At 59.1% G+C, this 17715-nt stretch carries 19 protein-coding genes and 1 pseudogene; 8 read left to right on the top strand and 12 right to left on the bottom strand.

The window, feature by feature from the left end:
- Window positions 1–467 precede the first annotated feature (467 nt).
- Genes FPV16_RS22170 through FPV16_RS22160 form a run of 3 tightly spaced genes read right to left on the bottom strand, consistent with a single transcriptional unit; the run spans window position 468 to window position 2496 of the window.
- The gene (locus tag FPV16_RS22170; protein ID WP_227440635.1) at window positions 468–1766 is read right to left on the bottom strand and encodes a Y-family DNA polymerase; all 1299 of its coding nucleotides are present in this window, start codon (window positions 1764–1766) and stop codon (window positions 468–470) included.
- Entirely contained in the window at window positions 1763–2218 is a 456-nt protein-coding gene (locus tag FPV16_RS22165) for a LexA family protein (RefSeq protein WP_227440633.1), read from the bottom strand. The genes FPV16_RS22170 and FPV16_RS22165 overlap by 4 nt, the downstream gene beginning before the upstream one ends.
- Window positions 2215–2496, bottom strand: coding sequence for a hypothetical protein (locus FPV16_RS22160; RefSeq protein ID WP_319802268.1), 282 nt, complete (start codon window positions 2494–2496; stop codon window positions 2215–2217). The genes FPV16_RS22165 and FPV16_RS22160 overlap by 4 nt, the downstream gene beginning before the upstream one ends.
- A 62-nt stretch (window positions 2497–2558) precedes the next feature.
- Here FPV16_RS22160 and FPV16_RS26485 point away from each other — a divergent pair, with 62 nt between their 5' ends.
- Both FPV16_RS26485 and FPV16_RS22155 read left to right on the top strand, forming a co-directional pair.
- Window positions 2559–2807, top strand: coding sequence for a DUF6894 family protein (locus FPV16_RS26485; RefSeq protein ID WP_413629335.1), 249 nt, complete (start codon window positions 2559–2561; stop codon window positions 2805–2807).
- Window positions 2808–2820: 13 nt separating this feature from the next.
- Entirely contained in the window at window positions 2821–3096 is a 276-nt protein-coding gene (locus FPV16_RS22155) for an adenylosuccinate synthase (protein ID WP_227440632.1), read from the top strand.
- A 102-nt stretch (window positions 3097–3198) separates the two neighbouring features.
- On the opposite strand, the gene FPV16_RS22150 is transcribed toward FPV16_RS22155, so the two are convergent.
- A complete protein-coding gene (locus FPV16_RS22150; protein WP_227440631.1) occupies window positions 3199–3519 on the bottom strand; it encodes a hypothetical protein in 321 nt (106 codons plus the stop codon).
- A gap of 720 nt (window positions 3520–4239) precedes the next feature.
- Here FPV16_RS22150 and FPV16_RS22145 point away from each other — a divergent pair.
- Window positions 4240–4770, top strand: coding sequence for a MucR family transcriptional regulator (locus tag FPV16_RS22145; protein ID WP_227440630.1), 531 nt, complete (start codon window positions 4240–4242; stop codon window positions 4768–4770).
- 246 nt (window positions 4771–5016) lie between these two features.
- Here FPV16_RS22145 and FPV16_RS26350 read toward each other — a convergent pair whose 3' ends face one another.
- The 7 genes and pseudogenes from FPV16_RS26350 to FPV16_RS22100 form a co-directional block, all read right to left on the bottom strand.
- Complete coding sequence (locus tag FPV16_RS26350) at window positions 5017–7419, bottom strand: calcium-binding protein (RefSeq protein ID WP_319802267.1); 2403 nt, start codon at window positions 7417–7419, stop codon at window positions 5017–5019.
- A 538-nt stretch (window positions 7420–7957) separates the two neighbouring features.
- A complete protein-coding gene (locus FPV16_RS22125) occupies window positions 7958–8503 on the bottom strand; it encodes a PAS domain-containing protein (RefSeq protein WP_227440629.1) in 546 nt (181 codons plus the stop codon).
- 358 nt (window positions 8504–8861) lie between these two features.
- Window positions 8862–9296 (bottom strand): hypothetical protein, encoded by a 435-nt coding sequence (locus FPV16_RS22120; RefSeq protein ID WP_227440628.1) that lies wholly within the window; start codon window positions 9294–9296, stop codon window positions 8862–8864.
- 471 nt (window positions 9297–9767) lie between these two features.
- Window positions 9768–9971 (bottom strand): hypothetical protein, encoded by a 204-nt coding sequence (locus FPV16_RS22115; RefSeq protein WP_227440627.1) that lies wholly within the window; start codon window positions 9969–9971, stop codon window positions 9768–9770.
- A gap of 103 nt (window positions 9972–10074) precedes the next feature.
- Window positions 10075–10629 carry a type II toxin-antitoxin system VapC family toxin gene (locus FPV16_RS22110; RefSeq protein WP_227440626.1) on the bottom strand — a complete coding sequence of 185 codons (555 nt, stop codon included), beginning with the start codon at window positions 10627–10629 and terminating at the stop codon, window positions 10075–10077.
- Entirely contained in the window at window positions 10613–11479 is an 867-nt protein-coding gene (locus tag FPV16_RS22105) for a hypothetical protein (RefSeq protein ID WP_227440625.1), read from the bottom strand. Before FPV16_RS22105 ends, FPV16_RS22110 begins: the two co-directional genes overlap by 17 nt.
- Window positions 11480–11496: 17 nt before the next feature.
- Window positions 11497–12135, bottom strand: a pseudogene (locus tag FPV16_RS22100) (IS1595 family transposase); the annotation flags it as partial.
- A 383-nt stretch (window positions 12136–12518) separates the two neighbouring features.
- On the opposite strand from FPV16_RS22100, the gene FPV16_RS26480 reads away from it, so the two are divergent.
- From FPV16_RS26480 to FPV16_RS22080, 4 genes are all read left to right on the top strand, one after another.
- Window positions 12519–12602 (top strand): hypothetical protein, encoded by an 84-nt coding sequence (locus FPV16_RS26480; RefSeq protein WP_413629336.1) that lies wholly within the window; start codon window positions 12519–12521, stop codon window positions 12600–12602.
- A 157-nt stretch (window positions 12603–12759) separates the two neighbouring features.
- Window positions 12760–13224, top strand: a complete 465-nt coding sequence (locus FPV16_RS22090) for a hypothetical protein (protein WP_227440621.1) — start codon at window positions 12760–12762, stop codon at window positions 13222–13224.
- Window positions 13221–14213 carry a site-specific integrase gene (locus FPV16_RS22085; RefSeq protein WP_227440619.1) on the top strand — a complete coding sequence of 331 codons (993 nt, stop codon included), beginning with the start codon at window positions 13221–13223 and terminating at the stop codon, window positions 14211–14213. Before FPV16_RS22090 ends, FPV16_RS22085 begins: the two co-directional genes overlap by 4 nt.
- A gap of 108 nt (window positions 14214–14321) precedes the next feature.
- On the top strand, window positions 14322–14717 hold the full coding sequence (locus FPV16_RS22080) for a transposase (protein ID WP_227440617.1): 396 nt from the start codon (window positions 14322–14324) through the stop codon (window positions 14715–14717).
- A gap of 50 nt (window positions 14718–14767) precedes the next feature.
- On the opposite strand, the gene FPV16_RS22075 is transcribed toward FPV16_RS22080, so the two are convergent.
- Window positions 14768–17038, bottom strand: a complete 2271-nt coding sequence (locus tag FPV16_RS22075) for a TonB-dependent siderophore receptor (protein WP_227440616.1) — start codon at window positions 17036–17038, stop codon at window positions 14768–14770.
- 232 nt (window positions 17039–17270) lie between these two features.
- Here FPV16_RS22075 and FPV16_RS22070 point away from each other — a divergent pair, with 232 nt between their 5' ends.
- Window positions 17271–17699, top strand: coding sequence for a hypothetical protein (locus FPV16_RS22070; RefSeq protein WP_227440614.1), 429 nt, complete (start codon window positions 17271–17273; stop codon window positions 17697–17699).
- Window positions 17700–17715 lie beyond the last annotated feature (16 nt).

Raw genomic sequence — 17715 nt, 5'->3', positions numbered from 1 at the left:
GGCGGGGGCCGGCGGTGCGCGGGTCTGAGGTCATCGTCTGTCCTTCCGAAGGCCTCAGCTAACGTGACAGGGGGTGGTTCGTAGCTGCGACAGAATGGTGCCGGAACGGGCAAACTCTACAGGCTGGCGATCTTTTGCGCAGTGATGAAGACACCAAGAGAGATCGTCCTGCCGGGGCCATGATGAAGCTCGTCGCATGTAGCGCGCGGAAGGCCTGCGATTGATCTCGCGATGGCTCACAGACCGGCTGCGGCCCGGACGATTCGAGGCGACGGCTCTCATCGCCGCTCATGGGCCACTGGCCTATGGCGGGGCCCACAAGCTGCGCGGATCTATCGCGATGGCCAAGCCCGGTACTGGGGGGCGTGTCGCGGTCGAGATAGCGTGCGGCGAGGGACGGGAGGTCGGGTTGACGGGCGCTGACCGGTATCTCGGCCTGTAGGCCTCCTGCCAGGGATCAGGCTTTGTCACGACAGGGCGAGGGCCGTCGGCAGCTCCCTGACTTGCGTGGTGTAGCGCGGGCTTCGCATCTCAAACTTCGTCGACCACGTGCGCTTCTTCTCCAGGCCCGCCCGAGCCGGCACGACGGCCCCACGGCCGAAGCGGCGATTGCACTCGTCCATCGCGGCCATCAGCGGCGCGCTACGCTCACGGTCGAGCTGCCCGATCAGTGCACGCTGGGTATCCCCCAGCAGCTTGAGGTCGGTGGTGATGACGCCGGCCTTGCTGTAGCGCCACGGCCGGTCGCCTGGTGCCTCGCGCCAAGTGCGGGCCACGCCTTCACGAGCCGCCTTGATCAGCGCCAGCGTGTCATTCGTCGCCTCGGGTAGGGTGACCGTCGTCGAGACCGAGCGCATCGGGTCCCCGCGGTCATATTCCGACGTATGGTAGAAAACCGAGACGTGGGACGTGCCAAGGCCACCCCGGCGCAGCTTCTCACCGAGACGGGTCGCATGCGCTGAGACCGCCTGCTCCATCGTCGCCCGATCCTCGATCCGGCTGGAGAACGAGCGGGTGACAGCGCAGCCCTTCCGTTGGGCCGGCATCAGCTCAAGCGGCAGGCAGGCGACGCCGCGCAGCTCATGGATGATGCGCTCGCCGACCACCGTCATCGCCTTGCGGACGGGCCGCGGGTCGAGGTCGCGCAGATCGGCGATGGAGTCGACGCCCATGGCCTCCAGCTTTGCCAGCGAGGCCCGGCCAATCCCCCACACCTCGCCGACATGGATGCGGCACAGCCAGGCGGCCCGCTCGTCCTCGTCCGAGAGGTCGCACACCCCGCCGAGATCCGGGATCGTCTTGGCGATGTGGTTGGCGAGCTTGGCCAGCGTCTTCGTCGGCCCGATCCCGACGCAAGTAGGTATGCCGGTCCAGGCTCGCACGGTCGCGCGCAGATCCCGCGCGAGCTCTACGCGCCGGTCCTCTCGCACGTCGGACAGGTCGAGGAAGCTCTCGTCGATGGAGTAGATTTCCACCGCTGGCGAGAATTCGCGATAGACCGCATTCGCCCTGGCGCTCATGTCACCGTAGAGGGTGTAATTCGACGAGAACGCCCGCACGCCCTCGCGCTTGCACAGGTCCCGGATCATGAACCAGGGCTCGCCCATCTTGATCCCCAGTGCCTTGGCCTCGGCGGTCCGTGCCACCGCACATCCATCATTATTGGACAGGACGATCACGGGCACACCGGCAAGCTTCGGGTCGAACACCCGCTCGCAGGAGCAATAGAAGCTGTTGCCGTCGATCAGGGCGACGGCTCGGGTCATCGGACCAGCCCGGCCCGGGCGATGTGCCAACGGATTGAGAACCGGACCACGCCCCATATCTCAGCCTCGGCGGCCTCTTCGACTGCGAAGGCGGGGAGGTCCGGGTTGTCGAAGGCGAGGCGCGCCACCCGCTCCTCAATAAGGAAGCGCTTGATCGACATCTGCCCGTCGACGGCGGCAACCACGACGCTGTCGTGTACAGCCTTTAGGCTCCGATCCACCACGGCAAGGTCGCGGTCAAAGATGCCGGCGCCGCGCATGGAATCCCCGGAGATGTTCCAGGCGAACGTTGCCGGTGGGTTTGGCGCCAGCCAGCGCGGCAGTTCGAGGGAGCCCTCGAGGAAGTCATCAGCTGGTGAGGGAAAGCCAGCACAGAGCGCAGGGCCGAGGATCAGCACTCGAACGGTGCTCACGTCTTCGGCGCCGAGCTCCACAATCTGACGCACCTTCACAGCGGCGCGCTCGGCGATGGCTGTCCGGCGCGGGCGTAGCCACGTGAGATCAGCTGGTCACGCTTTGTTGCGCGCTGCTCGACTTCTGCCAAATCTATGAGGGCGTCGGCTACGGCCTGGACAAGAGCTGCCCAGGTGTCGCCGCGCGCGGCGAGCACGTACACCCGCGCGATGCGCTCAGCTTCACTGACAGGGGCTTCCGCAATTCGACCGTGCATCCGCCTGCCTCCTCCTGTGGAACAAAAGAAGAACAAACAGCTTTCATGCGCGTAGCTCAAGCTAGCTGCGCGGACAATCTTTCCCGCCTGTGCACGCCTGTGGATGAGAGAGCAAAAGGCGAATGCGAGCGGGTACTTACCGTTTCCATTGCACCGATGGCCACCATGCAGTGCTGGATTTATCTGGGCGCTACCTGCGGGCGCGGGCGGATCTGCGCGCTGAAGCGAAGCGAGTCGCCAGGACGATCATGGGTCGTTGCGCAGGCCGGCTCGACTGGTCAGCCTGGCTCGTTGACGTACACGACGCCGCCGGCCGGCACGTACTGATATTAATGTTCGAGGAAGCCGGTCCAGCCTTACAGGCGGCCTAAGGAGGACTCCACCATGGCCTTTAAAGCGAAATCCGCCTCGGAAACGAAGGCGGCCGATCTAGCCTTGGCACTCGTTCGGATTGCCGATCGAGAGGGCACGCCCGTCAACATCGGCGTCGATCAACTCCGGCGAGGCAACCCCCGCCTGACGCCTCTCGCGATTGGTCAGATGGTTCGCAAGCACCGTGACATCCTCGATGCCGGCTTGGGCGAGCGCGGATACGTGCTGATCGACTATGCCGACCAGGGACCGGGCAGGGGAATGGAATTCGAGATCGCGGCTGCCTAAGCGGACAACGACTGCGACAGAACCTCTCGCGAGCACCTATGTGAGGGCCTGCCGTTGGTGAGCGCGAGGTGACGGCGACGAGTTGGATACCTTTGCCATGCCTCACGTCAGCGATTTGACGGGCATCTGAACGGCCGCTGTCGTGGTACCTCCGGCTCCCTCGACATCCTGCAACCCGGCCCAGACCTTCCAATCCTCCCAAGCCTCACGCATCTTGGATGCCGCCTCGTCGGCAGAACCAGCGTTTCCGCCGCGCCGGAATGGCGCCACTCCGATGTCGAGATGCATACCCCACGCCCATTGCTGATCCGTCACAGGCTCGGCCTGAATGCAGTCGATCCTACCGACGATCAATGCAGCGCTGGTGACAATGTATGTCTCGCGCGGCTCCTCCAGCATCAAATTGAACGCTAGCTTTGCCATGGATCATTACTGCAACTGAGTTCGATCTGATGGGTGGGTAGTTCGGCGCGAAGCTCTTTAGCTAGTCGGGCCGTCAATCGTCGCTCCCGCCTCCAGCGCGAGCAGGGTCGATGCGACGAGGCTTCGCTGCCTGAGCCTTGCGCGGTTCCTTCTTTGCAGCGCCGCCTGACCGATCGAACAGAACGACGCCACCGCCGCATCCGATGCAAACGGACCTCGATAGGCGATCGGTGCGGGCGTCCCGATCCTTATCCTTCTTTGCCTGCCCTGCGGAATTCAGGACGTGCTGCTGGTGCATAGCCTCCATCCGCTTATCCCGATCGGCATCGGACGTGCTCGGGGATGGTTGAGATGAAGCGATGCCGGCGGGCAGCCAGAAGCCTCCCGCGACCAACACCAGGAGTGCAGAGCGCTGAAGCGTTGTCTTCCTGCGCGGCATGGTAACTTCCTTCTTTGCCCATGCCTACACCCTAATCCAACACGCACCGAATCATACTTTGGAAGCGTGCATCCCACTGGCTCAATGTGCTCGTGAGGCCAGCTGTAATTTTCCGATGATACCGGGGGCGATGACGTTTCCGCCCTCAGCAAATCGAATTGAAATTGTTCACTTCACGATATGCAGCCATTTTAATTCTCTAAGCCGCCGATATCCTGCCCTATTGTAAAAGCTCCTAGAAAGTATCTATAAGATATTAATTAGCCCTCAGAAAAATCAGCATGACCGATATCAATCAGGAATTCCAAGCAAACCACATCGAACTCACGGCCGACATCGTCGCCGCCTACGTCTCCAACAACTCGGTTCCGATAGGATCACTGGGCGAACTGCTGAGCAGCGTGCATGCTGCCGTCAGTGGCCTTGCCAACGGGGGATCTGCCACGCCGGAAGCTGACAAGATCGAGAAGGCGACGCCGGCCCAGATCAGGAAGTCGATCACACCGGACGCGCTAATCAGCTTCGAAGACGGCAAGCCTTACAAGACGCTGCGCCGCCATCTGACGCTCCGGGGTCTGACCCCTGAAGCCTACCGCGCGAAGCATGGTCTGTCGCCGGATTACCCGATGACCTCTGCGAGCTGCTCGGCGCAGCGCTCGGAGCTTGCCCGGTCCCTCGGACTTGGACAGCAGCGGAATAAGACGGCAACGGCAAAGTCAGCGGCGCAGGAGGAGACGGTCAGCGAGAAGGCCCCTCCGGCTCCTGATAAGCCCAAGAAGGCGGGTCGGCCGCGTAAGGCGCCCGCTGCTTGATAGGCATTCATGGATGCCGCCTAGGCCGTCCATGAGCCTAGCTACGGACGTTAGGGGAGGCGGGCTCAGCCCCGCCGCCCCGATCTGATCACGGGGCCGGCGGGGTGGGTCGTCCATCTCACGCGAGCCGGTACGCAACTTGGCTCGACGGAGAGGATGGTCCGCATCGGTTAGCGGGCGAACAACCCGTCGGTCAGGTGGCCGGCCCGGATTGAGACGAGAACTCATCAGCAGGTCGCAATCCCTTCACGCGATCTCAAAATCCCGATTCGTCAGGGCCGCTTTGTTGGCGAGGGTCGCGAACTGGAGGGCCGCCTTGGCCATGCCACTTCCATCGGCGTCGTAGGAGAGCACGCCGGTGTGGTGGTCGTAGAGAATGCGGTCGTCGGCATCGAGGGTACCTTTGGAGAGGTCCTTGAAGGCGGTACCGGCGAGGTCGCCGAGCGGTAATCCACTGAAGATGGCGTCGTCGAGCCGGATCGTGTCGTGGATTGAGGCCGTGGAAGCGAAGAAATCGACGATGGTGTCGACATTGCTCGACTTCAGGGTGGTGGAGAACACGAAGGTGTCGGCGCCGCCCAGGCCCTTGAGGACATCGCTGCCGTCGCCGCCGTCGAGGACATTGTCATCCGACGCACCGGTAATTGCATCGTTGCCGTGCCCCCCGACGACGTTCTCGAAGTTTTTGATTGAGTCAGTTTCCGTCGAGCTAACGACCACTTTCGATGTAGCCGCCGTCTTCAAGGTGATAGCCAGGTTGGGCGCCAGGGTTCCATCGAACGATCCCGCCTTGTCGCCGTAGTCGAGCGTGTCCATGCCGACGCCGCCGTCCAGCGTGTCGCTACCCGCACCACCCCGGATGACGTCGTTGCCAACTCCGCCGCTCGCGGTATCGTTGCCCCAGCCCATGTAGAGCGTATCGTCGTGCCCCGTGCCGGCAAAGGTCGTATCGGTACCTGACCCGACATAGGTCAGATGTTCGTAATTGACGATCCTACCGACGATCGTCGTACCGTGGCGCACGTAGGTTCCGTCGAAGGATCCGCCCTCGGTGGCCCTGAAGATCACCGTATCGTCATTGGCACCGGCATCGTAGAGCGCGGTACGGCGGCTAGCCTCGAACGTGTCGTCGACAACAGTAAGGGTGTCGTTGCCGGCTCCTGTCCGGACGATGTCCTTGCCACCAATGTCTACGCCAACGACATCGTCCCCGGTTCCGGTATCGATGATGTCCGTACCGCCGTTGGCGTAGATCGTGTCACTGCCGCCAAACGTCCTCACAGTGTCGTCGCTGGGACCGTACAAGCGGATGGAATCGGTCAGATCGCCGCCCGTGATGGTGATTTTTCCATTGCTGTAACTGGATACCGTCACCGCCTCCACCGATGTTGCGGTGAGGACGCTTATCCCGTCGAATTTCAGTGCCGTGCTGGCGCCGAGGATTAGTTCGATCGTGGTGGCGCCGGAAGTGCCATTGACGCCAAGCGTATCGTCACCCGCCCCTCCGTTGAACGTATCTGCAAAGCCGTCGGTGCCGTTGACCTGATAGGTCAGCGTATCATTGCCTGCATCGCCGTAGAGACGATCACGGCCCCAGCCGCCGACTAGCACGTCGTTGCCGTTGCCGCCTTGCAGAACATCATTCGACGTTCTGCCGGCGACTTCGTAGGTCTGGCCGGACTCGGCGTAAAGCCTGTCGTTACCATCGCCGCCTTTGATCTTGTCGGCCCCGGTTCCGCCATAGACAGTATCTCGTCTGTTTCCACCTGTGATGACGTCGTCGCCGGCGCCTGCATCGACGGAGGTAGTGAACTTGTAACCCTCTGCAGTACCGTCATCAGGTGGCAAGTCTTTCACTGCCCCGACCGCGATTTTATCGGAGCCTGAACCCGTATAGATGGTCGCGAAGCCCTCAATGCCGGTGAGCGTGCCGTGCGCGCCGATTGCGATTGTGCCGCCGGCTATCAACGAAAGGCTTTCCGTTGCATCCGCGAGGTTTAGCGAGGCGATGTCGAAGCCGCTACCACCGTCGAGATCCTGCAACCCAGACCCACCGTCGAGATAATCATCACCCGCTCCGCCCTTGAGCACGTCGTCACCCCCACCACCTTGGATGACATCAGACGAGGCTCCGCCGGTGACGATGTCCTTCTCGTAGCTGCCGAAGAAGGACAGATGCTCAACGTTCTTGACCAGAAGCATGTTCGTGGAGCCGACGCGGACGTAACTACCTGACGTCGCCGCAGTGAGCGTGAACGTCATTGTTTCAGAGTTGTCGGTCTGGCTGCTGTCGCTGGACGCATAGATCTCGGCCGTGTCATCGTCAGCGCCACCATCGATGAGGCCGCCCCGGAGTGAAGTTCGGGCAACACCCGCAACAATTTGGTCGTTACCCGCATCCCCATAGAGCTTATCGCCATCAATACAGGGACTCCATCGCTCATTGGCGAAGGCGAACAGGTAGTCGTCACCAGTGCCGCCGTGGATCAGATCGGTACCGCTACCACCGTAGATCACATCGTTGCCGCCGGCCCCATTCAACGAATCCTTTCCGCCCTTGCCAAACAGGATCTCGTAAAAGTTCGTGCCAATGACGGTTTCGTCAGTGTCATCGCCATTGTAGGTCGCGCCATCGAATGTCCCGGTCACGATACCCCCTTGAGTTCATTGCCGCATGGACAATCGCAATGTCATGATCCTGAATGTACAGCACTCTCTTGCCACGGGCTCGCATCCGCTCAGTTCGCAATCATGCTGTATTCGAGCATACCGAGGCATACTGCGCAGAACAAATGCTCAAATATGGGTATTGTGCTATTCTTTGATGCTAATACTTTTTAGCAGAAGACATCACTTTCATGCGAAATATTTTTCGAAAAATTAATAATTAATCAACTTAACGTAAAATCCCTCTGATAAGGGGTAAAGATCAGAGGAACAGCACGTTCATGCTTTCGCCCCGGCAGACCTGAGCCCACACGGCGCCCTCTACCGCGAAGAAGCCACCCCGGCCGTCGCTCTTCTTGTCGTCGTTGTCAGCCGTCATCCGTCCTTGCAGTCGCGCGGCGTGTCGCTCTCGAAAATGGGCCTTTTAGGGCGCGCGAGTCGGAGCGCGTTTCCCTACGGGCGGCCCCTATTCAAATGGCGATTATACCGTTCGCACATACGGCTCGGGATACCCCGCAGATCAGTTGAGCCGTTCCTGTTTCGGGATCTTTTCCGCTAGAGCCTCACCGATCTTGAAAAGCGCTTTACGAAGATCAGGCAGGGCGCGCTTTCCACCATCATCTTCGATGAGCGAGTGCGCTATGAGGAGGTGATCGGCGGCTAGGTCGAGAGCGCAGGCTGGCGTCGTCGTGTGATAGGGCGAGGGCGGTCGGAATCGATCGACCTTGCCATAGGCACTGATCGTGTCTGTTGCTCCCTCGGCAAATTCCGTGATCGTACCAAGGTAGCCAGCGAAGGCGTCCCCTAATAGTCCAAACGAGGGGACCCCGCCTGCGGCTACCCACCTGCACGTGTCGTCTGATTTGAGGAGACGGTACCGAACGTTGAACTCGGCGCCCGGCTGAGTGGCTTGGTTGATAATATTTTCGACGACGGACCGGTCTTCTGAGTGAACCCGCGCAAGCCAGCCTCGACCAAGGGCGTCCTTGGTTTCTTGTCCCGTAAGCTCCGCCCATTCAGCGCTCGTGTAGACACAATGCCCATTCGCGTCGGTCAGAAAAATCATGCCGCCCCTCCACATAACGACACCGCGAAAGATAGATTGTGCACTATTTAACTACGTGACAGAACTAGCCGCAGGCTGTAATTAGCCGCAGCTTTTATCGCCGCAAGTTCTTCTGGAAACATTCTAGCAAAAAACGGTTGGGGTCAAAAATGGCTGAGCCAAAGGCCGAGGCTCTCGCGAGGCTGCAGCAGTTAGCTGATGTCCTCGGCGTGCCAGTTGATCAATTTACAACTGGAAAGGTCCCCGTCGGTCTCATGGCGGATAACGAATGTCTCCGTCTCTGGTCTCTCTTGAAGACCGATAAGGCACGCCAGCAGGCGCTAGACTTCTTGCGCAGCTTGGCAGACGAAGAGGGTGTTTAAGTCAAAGTACGCTTGCCGGGTTTAGCGATCCGCTTCAACGCCGCATCAAAGTCAGCCTCGTCCTCGCTGGCCCCTGCCTCGCGCGCAGCTTCGATGAACCGGCGCTTCTGCTCCTCAGACGTCAGCTTCCCAGCGCCGAGCTTGCCCTTGGGCATTGACTGCGCCGCGTCCGGATCATCCAACTTCTTTTTTGAAGAGCGGCCATCTGTCGTCTCGTCTGGATAGCAGATTACAAGGGCATCACCATTTCGACAAAACAAATTGCCGTTTAAAGGCAAGATGTCATCGTTGTCGTAGGTATGCATTAACGAGATATTCCATTTTTGCGCCGATGCGATATGTACGGCGTCTTGAACCTTGCCTAATCCCACCGTTGATCGCCACAAGGCCCGCGCTTTGTTCGCTACATCGAGATCAAGAGGAGTTGTCATAACAAATTCTTGCTTAAATATTGTAGCGATCTTTTCTTCGTTCTCTGCACTTAAAGGTTTGCCGATTATACCGTTCGCACATACACCAGCGAGCGGAATAAATTCTAGAAACCGATCATTTGTAAAATACGCTCTGGCATGAGGGGGTTACCAATATTCATCGTTATCACGATTAAGTGATTCGATGATCGGAAGATGATCCGGCTCGCACCCTTGAGGGGGTAGTTCCTATGGCAGGCGCAGGTGAGACCGAAACCGACATCCTCAGTGAAGTCAGACGGCCGATATATCGTGCGATAATCGTCGCCAAAGGGGGCACAGTCATAAACGCTGTGCGCCTTCAAGCGCATGACGATGAGCAGGCACTACAGAGTGCAAAATCATTGATGAACGGCCATGCCGTCGAGCTATGGGACGGAGCGCGGTTCGTCGGGCACTTCCCGCCGGCCGACTAGCTGATTGCAAGGCCCATTAGGTCGATGCCGAATTCTTCTTCGGCTTCGCGATCTTTCGCAGGTTCGCCCTGAACGCCTCGACGTCCTCGCTGGCCCCCGCCTCGCGAGCGCCTTCGATGAACCGGCGGCGCTGCTCAGCCGGCGTCAATTTCTCCGCTCCGAGCTTGCCCGGCGGCTTTTGATCCGCGACCTCCTTGGACCGCTGCTCCTGCTCGCTCATTGAGATCGGGACGGACGCGCGCGCCGTAGCCTGCGCCGCCCGCTCCTCGGGCGTCAGCTTCTCGGCGCCGAGTTTGGAGGGCGGCCTGGGCTTGGTGGGGGCGTCAACCTTCTGCTTGATTGCGCGTGGGCTCATTGGGCTGTACCTCGAGAGCATCGAACAAAGAGGGGGTCACTGGTGGTGGAGGCGGTGGAAATGGAGGCGGACAGATCCCTAGTTTTTGACTATCATTACGGTCCAAAACACCATTTAAGCCGAGCAAATCGACGCGATCAAAGGTATGTAGTTCGTCTATATCGTTCAGTAGAGCGGTAGCTACATGGATAGCGTCTTGCGGTTTACCTATTTCCGGATGAACGCGCAATAGCCTACGAGCAGCTGTCCCAACCTCAACATCCACCTGAACTGTAATCACAAAATCTTTTTCTATGTAATCTTCGAAGTCGGTATCCCTATCCTCATCCAAGGCGTAGACATGATTTGCATCTATCCGCCGTTTAAAAACTTCAGCTAACGTAAAGGCTGAAGTCCATATCTCTACCTTTCCTGCTTCAGCAAGTTCGATAACGTACTTGCAAGCCTCAAATCGCCCAGGCTCTCGCTTGATGAGCGCAATCCAAGCGCAAGCATCCCAGTAGTACTTAGGCCTGCTTGGCAAGATTGCCCTCCCTTAAAAGATCTAGGTACTCGCCAATGCTAAGTTCACCCGTAAAATGGGCATCAAATATATCATCAAGATTTGTATTTTTGCGCCCGACGCGGTCTATGCTTGTTGCCGTAACATTAACTATCCGCCCTTCTCTATCATAGCGGATACGACCCTTTACTCTGATGCGCTGTCGATTCCAGACATCGTTATAGTCAGCTTCCGCCGCTATTTTATCTCGTGTTGCTTCGTCAATGCGACACCAGATAACGTTTTTAGTCTTTCGATCAAGGATTCGGATTGCCGGCTGATTGTAATGCAGCCCAACGTCCATAAAGTAGCCTTCAAGGGAGCCTCGCTCTTCGCGTGCTCGACCAAATCTCAAGTCCACTAAGGGCAGAGGATTTTCCCGGGCCGCAAGACTTTGAATGGCGGCCTCAGCAAAACTACGCGTAAGAGTGATCGGGATAGCATCATCGAAGAGCTTGATCTCAGTAGAGCCCACCCCGTTGGTGTTGCGCTTTAACAAGCCTTTCAAAAGTTCAGCGCTTTTACCAGATTTGAACTTGTCTGGTATCTCTCCTCGCCCAATGGACGTGATGTTCCTCACGAAATCCATCTTCTGATGTCTTGCAATAACAGAGATGTCGACATCAGGGCGAAGACTCACGGCCTCGCCCTGCGCCGTAAATGGGCTGTTTGTGCTTGCGTAGCTGAGCTTCCAAGCGACCTGATCTTGCTTGTCTTCGTCTGGAGAAAGAAGGTCGAATAAGTCCAGCACCTGACGCATCGCGTCCTGAACAGTCAGGACGTCGGGATGGGCGCCAGAGGCGCGAACGGTGATGGTGACCTTTTCACCCACGCGGTTTTATCCGACTCTTAAGCCCCGCTACCAGCTGACCGGTACGTCCGTCGCTTCCCTACGATACCACCAAGAGCGCGCTCTGTCCGCTCCACGTCGCTACAGCCGAGCTTCGCCCGATTGTTATACCGAAAATCGAACTCAGCGAGGTAGCGGTGCAGGTGCTGCTTGCCACAGTGCTGGTAGACGCCCTTCATGCCGCGCTTGAAGACGGAGAAGTAGCCCTCGACGGTGTTCGTGTGGACGATACCGCGCACGTACTCCTTGGCGGAATGCGTCGTCATCTGGTGATCGGCGAAGGTGGCGCCGACCTTCGTGTAGATGCTGGACTCGTCGGTGAAAAGGCTGGCTTCCTTGAGGATGTTCGCCTCAATGATCGGGCGAAGGGTCTCAGGCTTGATGTCGTCCACGACCACAGAGCGGACCTTGCCGGCATCGCGGTCAAGCAGGGACAGCACTTTCATCTTGTGATGATAGGCGCGGGCCTTCGGCACACCGGGCTCGCGACCGATGAAGGTCTCGTCAGCCTCTACGATGCCGCCAGCGCCGGGCATGCCGTCGATGCCACCCATGGGAGCCAGGGAGCCGTCGCGCATGGCCTCGCGCAGACGGTGGGTCATGAACCACGCCGTCTTGTAGGTGATGCGCAATCCCCTCGCCCGTCTCGTCTATCGCGACCCCGCCAAGTCCACCCTGCGCGAGCGCCTGACCGCCACGAAGGCGAAGGCGCGGACGGTTATTGCGGTGAGCCGCATCCTGATGAAGCCCGAGCCCAAGGCCGCCCCGGCTATCGAGAAAGCCGCCATGGTCAACTACTCAACGTGGCTCGCCTTTGAGAGCGAGCGGGTGTGTGTCGAACTGTACCCGCACCTGGGCACGAAGGCATCGCGGTTCATTTTGGGTCTCAATGCCGCTGAGAAGTTCTTCTTCCCTGGCGGGATGAGTAGTGGACAGTCCAGGGCTCAGACCACCGTGGCGCCGGCTTCCTCGCGGGCCGTGAAGGTGCTGGATCGACCCGGCAACCCGGAAGCGGCTCAAGATGATCGCGGTGGAGCAAGAGCGCACCATTCAGGACATCTGCGAGGAGGCCATTCGGGATTTCGTGACGCGCCATAGCAAGTAGGCAGAGGATCGTGGGCACTGGGGAACGTGTCCCCATTATTTTGGCGCAGCTTGCTATCAAGCTACCTCGCTGGCTTGCTCCCGGCACATCTAAGATGTAACTTCCGATAATCGTCATTCTCGGAAGTTTCGAGCGAGGCATAATGCAAAGATTTTGGATGATACCGCTCATCGGTCTCCCGCTCTGCTTTGCCCCTGCACAGGCCAAGGTCGAGTTCCGCTGGTTCACAGCGGGCGGGATGCAGGGCACCGTCGTCGCAGGCGTGCAAAACGAGGGCGGATCCTATTTCAGGATCATGTGCGTCACGGGCACTGCCCCACAGAAGCCAGTCCTTCAGTACGACCCTAAGCGTGGTGGATTAGCTAAATCCGAAGCCATCCAGGTGATCGTTGGCGAGGAGGCATTCCATTTCCAGGTTGATGCCCAGGGTCTCGCCGAACTCGATGCCCGGGGCAATCGTACCGAGTTTGCGCGGCTGACGAATAAGTTGGCTGGCAGTCGAGAGGCAGCCTTCATGGTTGAGGTGCCGCGCACCAACGTTTCGGAGCGGTTCACTCTTAAGGACGGGCGGAAAGCGCTTGGACCTCCTGGCAAAACCTTGATTGAGGGCTGCGATTTATGACCCTGCCTCAGTTCATTTCCCAGACAAGCATTCCTGCGACCGAGGTGCCGGTCGTCGTGTCGCCGATCGTCCAGGCGTACCAGCGCGCCTCGAAGGCCGACGCCACCGTGCGGGCATATCGCGGCGACGCCGCTGCGTTCGGGGCGTGGTGCTCGAGGTTCGGCTTCCAGTCCATGCCCGCCTCGGCGCACGCCATTGCCGAGTTCCTGGTGCATGAGGCCGAGGCGGGGAGGGCGGTGTCGACCATCGGCCGACGCCTCGCCGCGATCCGCTACGCCCACAAGCTCGCCGGGCTCGCGGACCCAACCGCCGATGAGGGCATTCACGCGACGGTGAAAGGCATTCGTCGCCGGGTAGGGGTGCGGCCGACGCAGAAGTCTCCGGCCACGGCCGAGGTCATCACTGCCATGATGCAGCACGTTCCGCCGGGGCTGGCGGGCAAGCGGGATAAGGCGCTGCTAGCATTGGGCTTCGCTGGCGCGTTCCGCCGGTCAGAGCTCGCCGCGCTTGATGTCGCTGATCTCCGCGAGGATGCCGAGGGACTGCGGGTCATGGTGCGCCGGTCAAAGACTGACCAAGAGGGCAAGGGCATCGAGAAGGCGATCCCGCACGGGCGGTTCATCCGGCCCGTCGCCCTGGTGCGTGACTGGCTCGATGCCGCCGGGATCACGGAAGGGCCCGTGTTCCGGCCCGTGTCGCGGTCGGGGAGGGTGCGAGGGGCTAAAATAGGAACCAATAGCCATACCCCGCGCCTCACGGATCGGAGCATCGGGGATCTGGTGAAGCACTACGCCGCGCTGGCCGGCTTCGACCCCTCTCTCTTCTCCGGCCACTCGCTGAGGGCAGGCTTCATCACGACAGCGGCCGACCGCGGCGCCGACATGACCCGCATTATGGACGTGTCTAGCCACCGCGACCCGAGAACAGTGGTTGGCTACATTCGGCGGGCGAACGCATTCAAGGGGCACGCTGGGAGTGGATTTCTTTAACGCTTCAGGAACTGTACGAAGTCACCAGTCGTCGGAAGCTGGTTAAATAGGATCAGGAGCTGGATTTTGATACCCAACAGGCGCACCTCGAAGCCGGATTAGACTTTCATGATCGACGAAGATTTTTGGGTGAACGATGATCAATGGCATATAATCTCGAAGAGCTTCCCGGACAGAACCCTTAAGCAGACCGATGTGCGAAGGATTATGTCGGGAATAATTTTCGTCGTTTTAAATAATCGTGATTGGAAATATTGCCCTAGAAATTATGGTCGACCCGGCACGGTCAGCCAAGCATTTCGCAATTGGCGACACCGTCCCTTTTGGACAGAAATGCTCTTAGCGCTTGCTGAAGCCGGCTGGGTTCGAGAAGCCCGTGCTCTTGATCCCCTAGCAATGACCTTGTCTCGCCCCGCCCGCCACGGGAAAAAAATCGATGAACGCTGGCGTCAAACTAATCGCAAAAAGCTAGCCGAAAGAACAACGAACATAATAAGTAAATGAAAAGGGCCGCCAAACGAATGGCAGCCCTATCTCATCTATTTAGAAATCAACTACCACTTGTAAGCAAGACTCGCTATCACACGCCGAGCGTCACCGTAGAAACACTCATTTCCCGAGATACATGATGTGACGTAACGACGATCCGCGATGTTCGTTACATTAACTGCGGCGCGCCACTTATCCCAAGAATAATGTACTTGAGCATCAAACAGGACATATTCTGGCACTGTCAAAGTGTTGGCGACATCTGCAAAAGAGCGTCCAATGTAGCGAACGCCGCCGCCGAAGCCAAAACCACGCAAATCCCCGGTTGGTATGGTGTAGTCGGCGAAGACCGACGCCAGAACCTCAGGGATGCGAGTTGGTGTAAGCCCGACTTGATCGGCGTTACCCTTGATGGTCTGCAGGTCGTAAGCGGTGAAAGCACCGACGAGGTTCAATCCTTCCGCAAGGTTAGCAACAGCCTGAACCTCGACGCCGCGCGAGCGAACCTCACCAAGGGGAGCGCTGAAGAAGGTGCCAGGAATTGTCTGCAGCACGTTCTGGCGTACAAGGTCGAAAGCCGCGGCGGTTAGGAAGAAGCCGTAGCCGATCGGCTCGAATTTGACGCCAGCCTCAACCTGTTCGCCGTATTCAGGAACGTAGCTACGACCGTTGGCATCTGAACCGATCTGCGGCTGGAACGAAGTCGAGTAGCTGACATAGGGCGCGAGCCCGTCGATGAAATTGTAGATCACAGCGGCGCGGCCGCTGAAGGCTTCGTCGCTGCGCTGGCTGCTATTGCCAGGGTTAAGCCGGTCGCGCACCACGTTCTCGGCAAAATCCTGCCGGCCTCCGAGTACCAGGGTCAGGCGGTCGGTGAGCTTGATCTGATCCTGAGCATAGATTCCGACCTGCTGAAAAGTATCGGCATTGACGAGGTAAGGCGAAGGTCGGCCAGTAATTTGACCGTAGATCGGATTGGTGATGCTCATGCCGGGCACCGAGTAGCCAGCTGCGAAGTTGGTCCCCTGATTGTCGTGTAGATCATATCGTTTGTAGTCCACCCCCAGCAACAGGTCGTGGGCAAAGTATCCATCGAAGAACCGTGCTTCGGCTTGGTTGTCGACTTGGAATATTCCAACCTTCGAGCTGGTTAGAAACTGGTAGCGGGAGAGCGTTGTTTGAGTTGCAGGATCTGCATAGCCCAACTGGTTAAGATACGAATTCTGAAATGCGTCGCTGAACGAGTAACGAAGGTTCTGCCGGATCGTCCAAGTCTGATCGATCGCGTGCTCGAACTCGTAGCCGGCGAAAACCTGCTCTCGCTGGAAAGTATTTATCGCGGGGTCCCCAACGTTCAGCGAACGCGGGATGCGAAGACCGTTCACATTCGGCCGTACCGTACCGTAATAAGGGAGAAAGTTTGCGGTGACTGCTGTCGAGTCGCGCTGATAGCTAGTCAAAAACGTCAGTGATGTGCCGCCGGTTGGCCGGTAGGTCAGGGCAGGTGCGATGTAAACCCGATCATCAGGGGCGCCATCGACCTGGGTGCCGCCCTGCTTGCCGAAGCCAGTAAGGCGGTAGAACCAGTGACCGGAATCATCGGCCGGACCGCCGAAATCGAAGGCACCATAGACCTGCCCAAACGAGCCACCCCCGACTTCAACGTAGCCGAAAGGCTGCGTGGTAGGGCGTTTGGTGATCTGGTTGATAATGCCGCCGGGGTTGCCTGCCCCGAACAGCACCGCAGCCGGTCCCCGTAGCACCTCAATCCGCTCAAGCCCGAAGGTTTCAACTTTGAAGGTACCGAAGCCGTAGTTCAGAACCTGGAGGCCATCGCGGTAAATGCCGTAATCGCTAGCGATGAATCCGCGTAAGCTAAAATAGTCGACACGAGTGTCTGCCCCGAAGGTTCCCGAATAAACGCCCGCCGTATACTGGGTCGCTTGGGTCAAGGTCTGCGCCTTCTGCGCATCGATCTGCTCGCGGCCAACGACTGTGATCGATTGGGGTGTTTCGATCAGCGGAGTGTTGGTCTTCGTGGCGGTCGCCGAGCGGGTTGCTACGTAGCCAGTAACCGGGCCCGTTGGGCTCTCGACCGCCCGTGCAACCGCACTTCCCCCAACACCTGCGCCCCCAGGCCGCCCCGTTCCCTCAACGCTGAGCTCTTGAAGCTGAACACTCGCCTGGGCTGAGGAGCTTGCGGCACCGCGACGCGATGTAGCCGCTTCCTGAGCAGCAGCGCTCACGATGAGAGTGGCCAGAGACACACCTGTCAGCGCAATACTCGCGACAACACCATGCAGAGGTTTAGAATTTTTGGAGTGAGTGATCTGCATGTGACTGCCCTGAAAGCGCATACCAACAGCGGCCACTCACATGGCGGACCGTAGTTTATAATAATGCTAAACTACTGTTTTTGCTGGCGTTCTCGCTTATCCGCTACCGTTACGTGGTTTCGTATACAAGATGCCGAACTCGTTAGATCTGTTGGTGTGATCGTTCTGCAACGGGCCTCCAGCAGGCCCAAACGGCTTGCAATCGCCTCTGTAGCCATGGCCTTTTGCGCCCATGCCCATCCGGCGCGAGCATCGCTTCTTCTACCCCATTGACTGGCCTCAACTCTCGGCGGTGATCCGCTTCCGTCGGGCAGGGGGACGCTGTGAGGTTTGCCAGCGTCCGCATGGCCGGACAGTCTGTCATCTCGGCGACGGACGCTGGTGGGACGCTGACGCAGTGACATGGCGGGACGGGGCAGGGCGGATCATCTGCTTGGCCGTAGGCGACGACAACGTGCTCGGGACGGTCCGTACGACGCGAGTAGTTCTGGCGGCTGCCCACCGCGACCACGACACCGCGAACAACGCCGGCTCGAACCTCGCGGCCTTCTGCCAGCGCTGCCACATGATCCACGATCGTCCGGGGCATCAGCGGAGACGCTGGCGGACACTGTTCCGCCAAAAAGCCATGGGTGACCTGTTCCGCGGGCCGTATCGCTAGATCGGACCGAGGCCGC

Origin of the sequence: Methylobacterium sp. W2 (assembly GCF_020662345.1) — a bacterium.
In the GTDB taxonomy this organism is placed as follows: domain Bacteria; phylum Pseudomonadota; class Alphaproteobacteria; order Rhizobiales; family Beijerinckiaceae; genus Methylobacterium.
Note: the sequence above shows the minus strand (reverse complement) of the source record. Positions and strands in the feature narration are given on the sequence as shown.

Bases quoted from the DNA above. Each gene is read 5' to 3' on its own strand.
- FPV16_RS22170 (WP_227440635.1), bottom strand. From the start codon at position 1,766: ATGACCCGAGCCGTCGCCCTGATCGACGGCAACAGCTTCTATTGCTCC.
- FPV16_RS26485 (WP_413629335.1), top strand. From the start codon at position 2,559: ATGCGAGCGGGTACTTACCGTTTCCATTGCACCGATGGCCACCATGCA.
- FPV16_RS22155 (WP_227440632.1), top strand. From the start codon at position 2,821: ATGGCCTTTAAAGCGAAATCCGCCTCGGAAACGAAGGCGGCCGATCTA.
- FPV16_RS22150 (WP_227440631.1), bottom strand. From the start codon at position 3,519: ATGGCAAAGCTAGCGTTCAATTTGATGCTGGAGGAGCCGCGCGAGACA.
- FPV16_RS22145 (WP_227440630.1), top strand. From the start codon at position 4,240: ATGACCGATATCAATCAGGAATTCCAAGCAAACCACATCGAACTCACG.
- FPV16_RS22125 (WP_227440629.1), bottom strand. From the start codon at position 8,503: ATGATTTTTCTGACCGACGCGAATGGGCATTGTGTCTACACGAGCGCT.
- FPV16_RS22120 (WP_227440628.1), bottom strand. From the start codon at position 9,296: ATGACAACTCCTCTTGATCTCGATGTAGCGAACAAAGCGCGGGCCTTG.
- FPV16_RS22115 (WP_227440627.1), bottom strand. From the start codon at position 9,971: ATGAGCGAGCAGGAGCAGCGGTCCAAGGAGGTCGCGGATCAAAAGCCG.
- FPV16_RS26480 (WP_413629336.1), top strand. From the start codon at position 12,519: ATGATCGCGGTGGAGCAAGAGCGCACCATTCAGGACATCTGCGAGGAG.
- FPV16_RS22090 (WP_227440621.1), top strand. From the start codon at position 12,760: ATGATACCGCTCATCGGTCTCCCGCTCTGCTTTGCCCCTGCACAGGCC.
- FPV16_RS22085 (WP_227440619.1), top strand. From the start codon at position 13,221: ATGACCCTGCCTCAGTTCATTTCCCAGACAAGCATTCCTGCGACCGAG.
- FPV16_RS22080 (WP_227440617.1), top strand. From the start codon at position 14,322: ATGATCGACGAAGATTTTTGGGTGAACGATGATCAATGGCATATAATC.
- FPV16_RS22075 (WP_227440616.1), bottom strand. From the start codon at position 17,038: ATGCAGATCACTCACTCCAAAAATTCTAAACCTCTGCATGGTGTTGTC.
- FPV16_RS22070 (WP_227440614.1), top strand. From the start codon at position 17,271: ATGCCCATCCGGCGCGAGCATCGCTTCTTCTACCCCATTGACTGGCCT.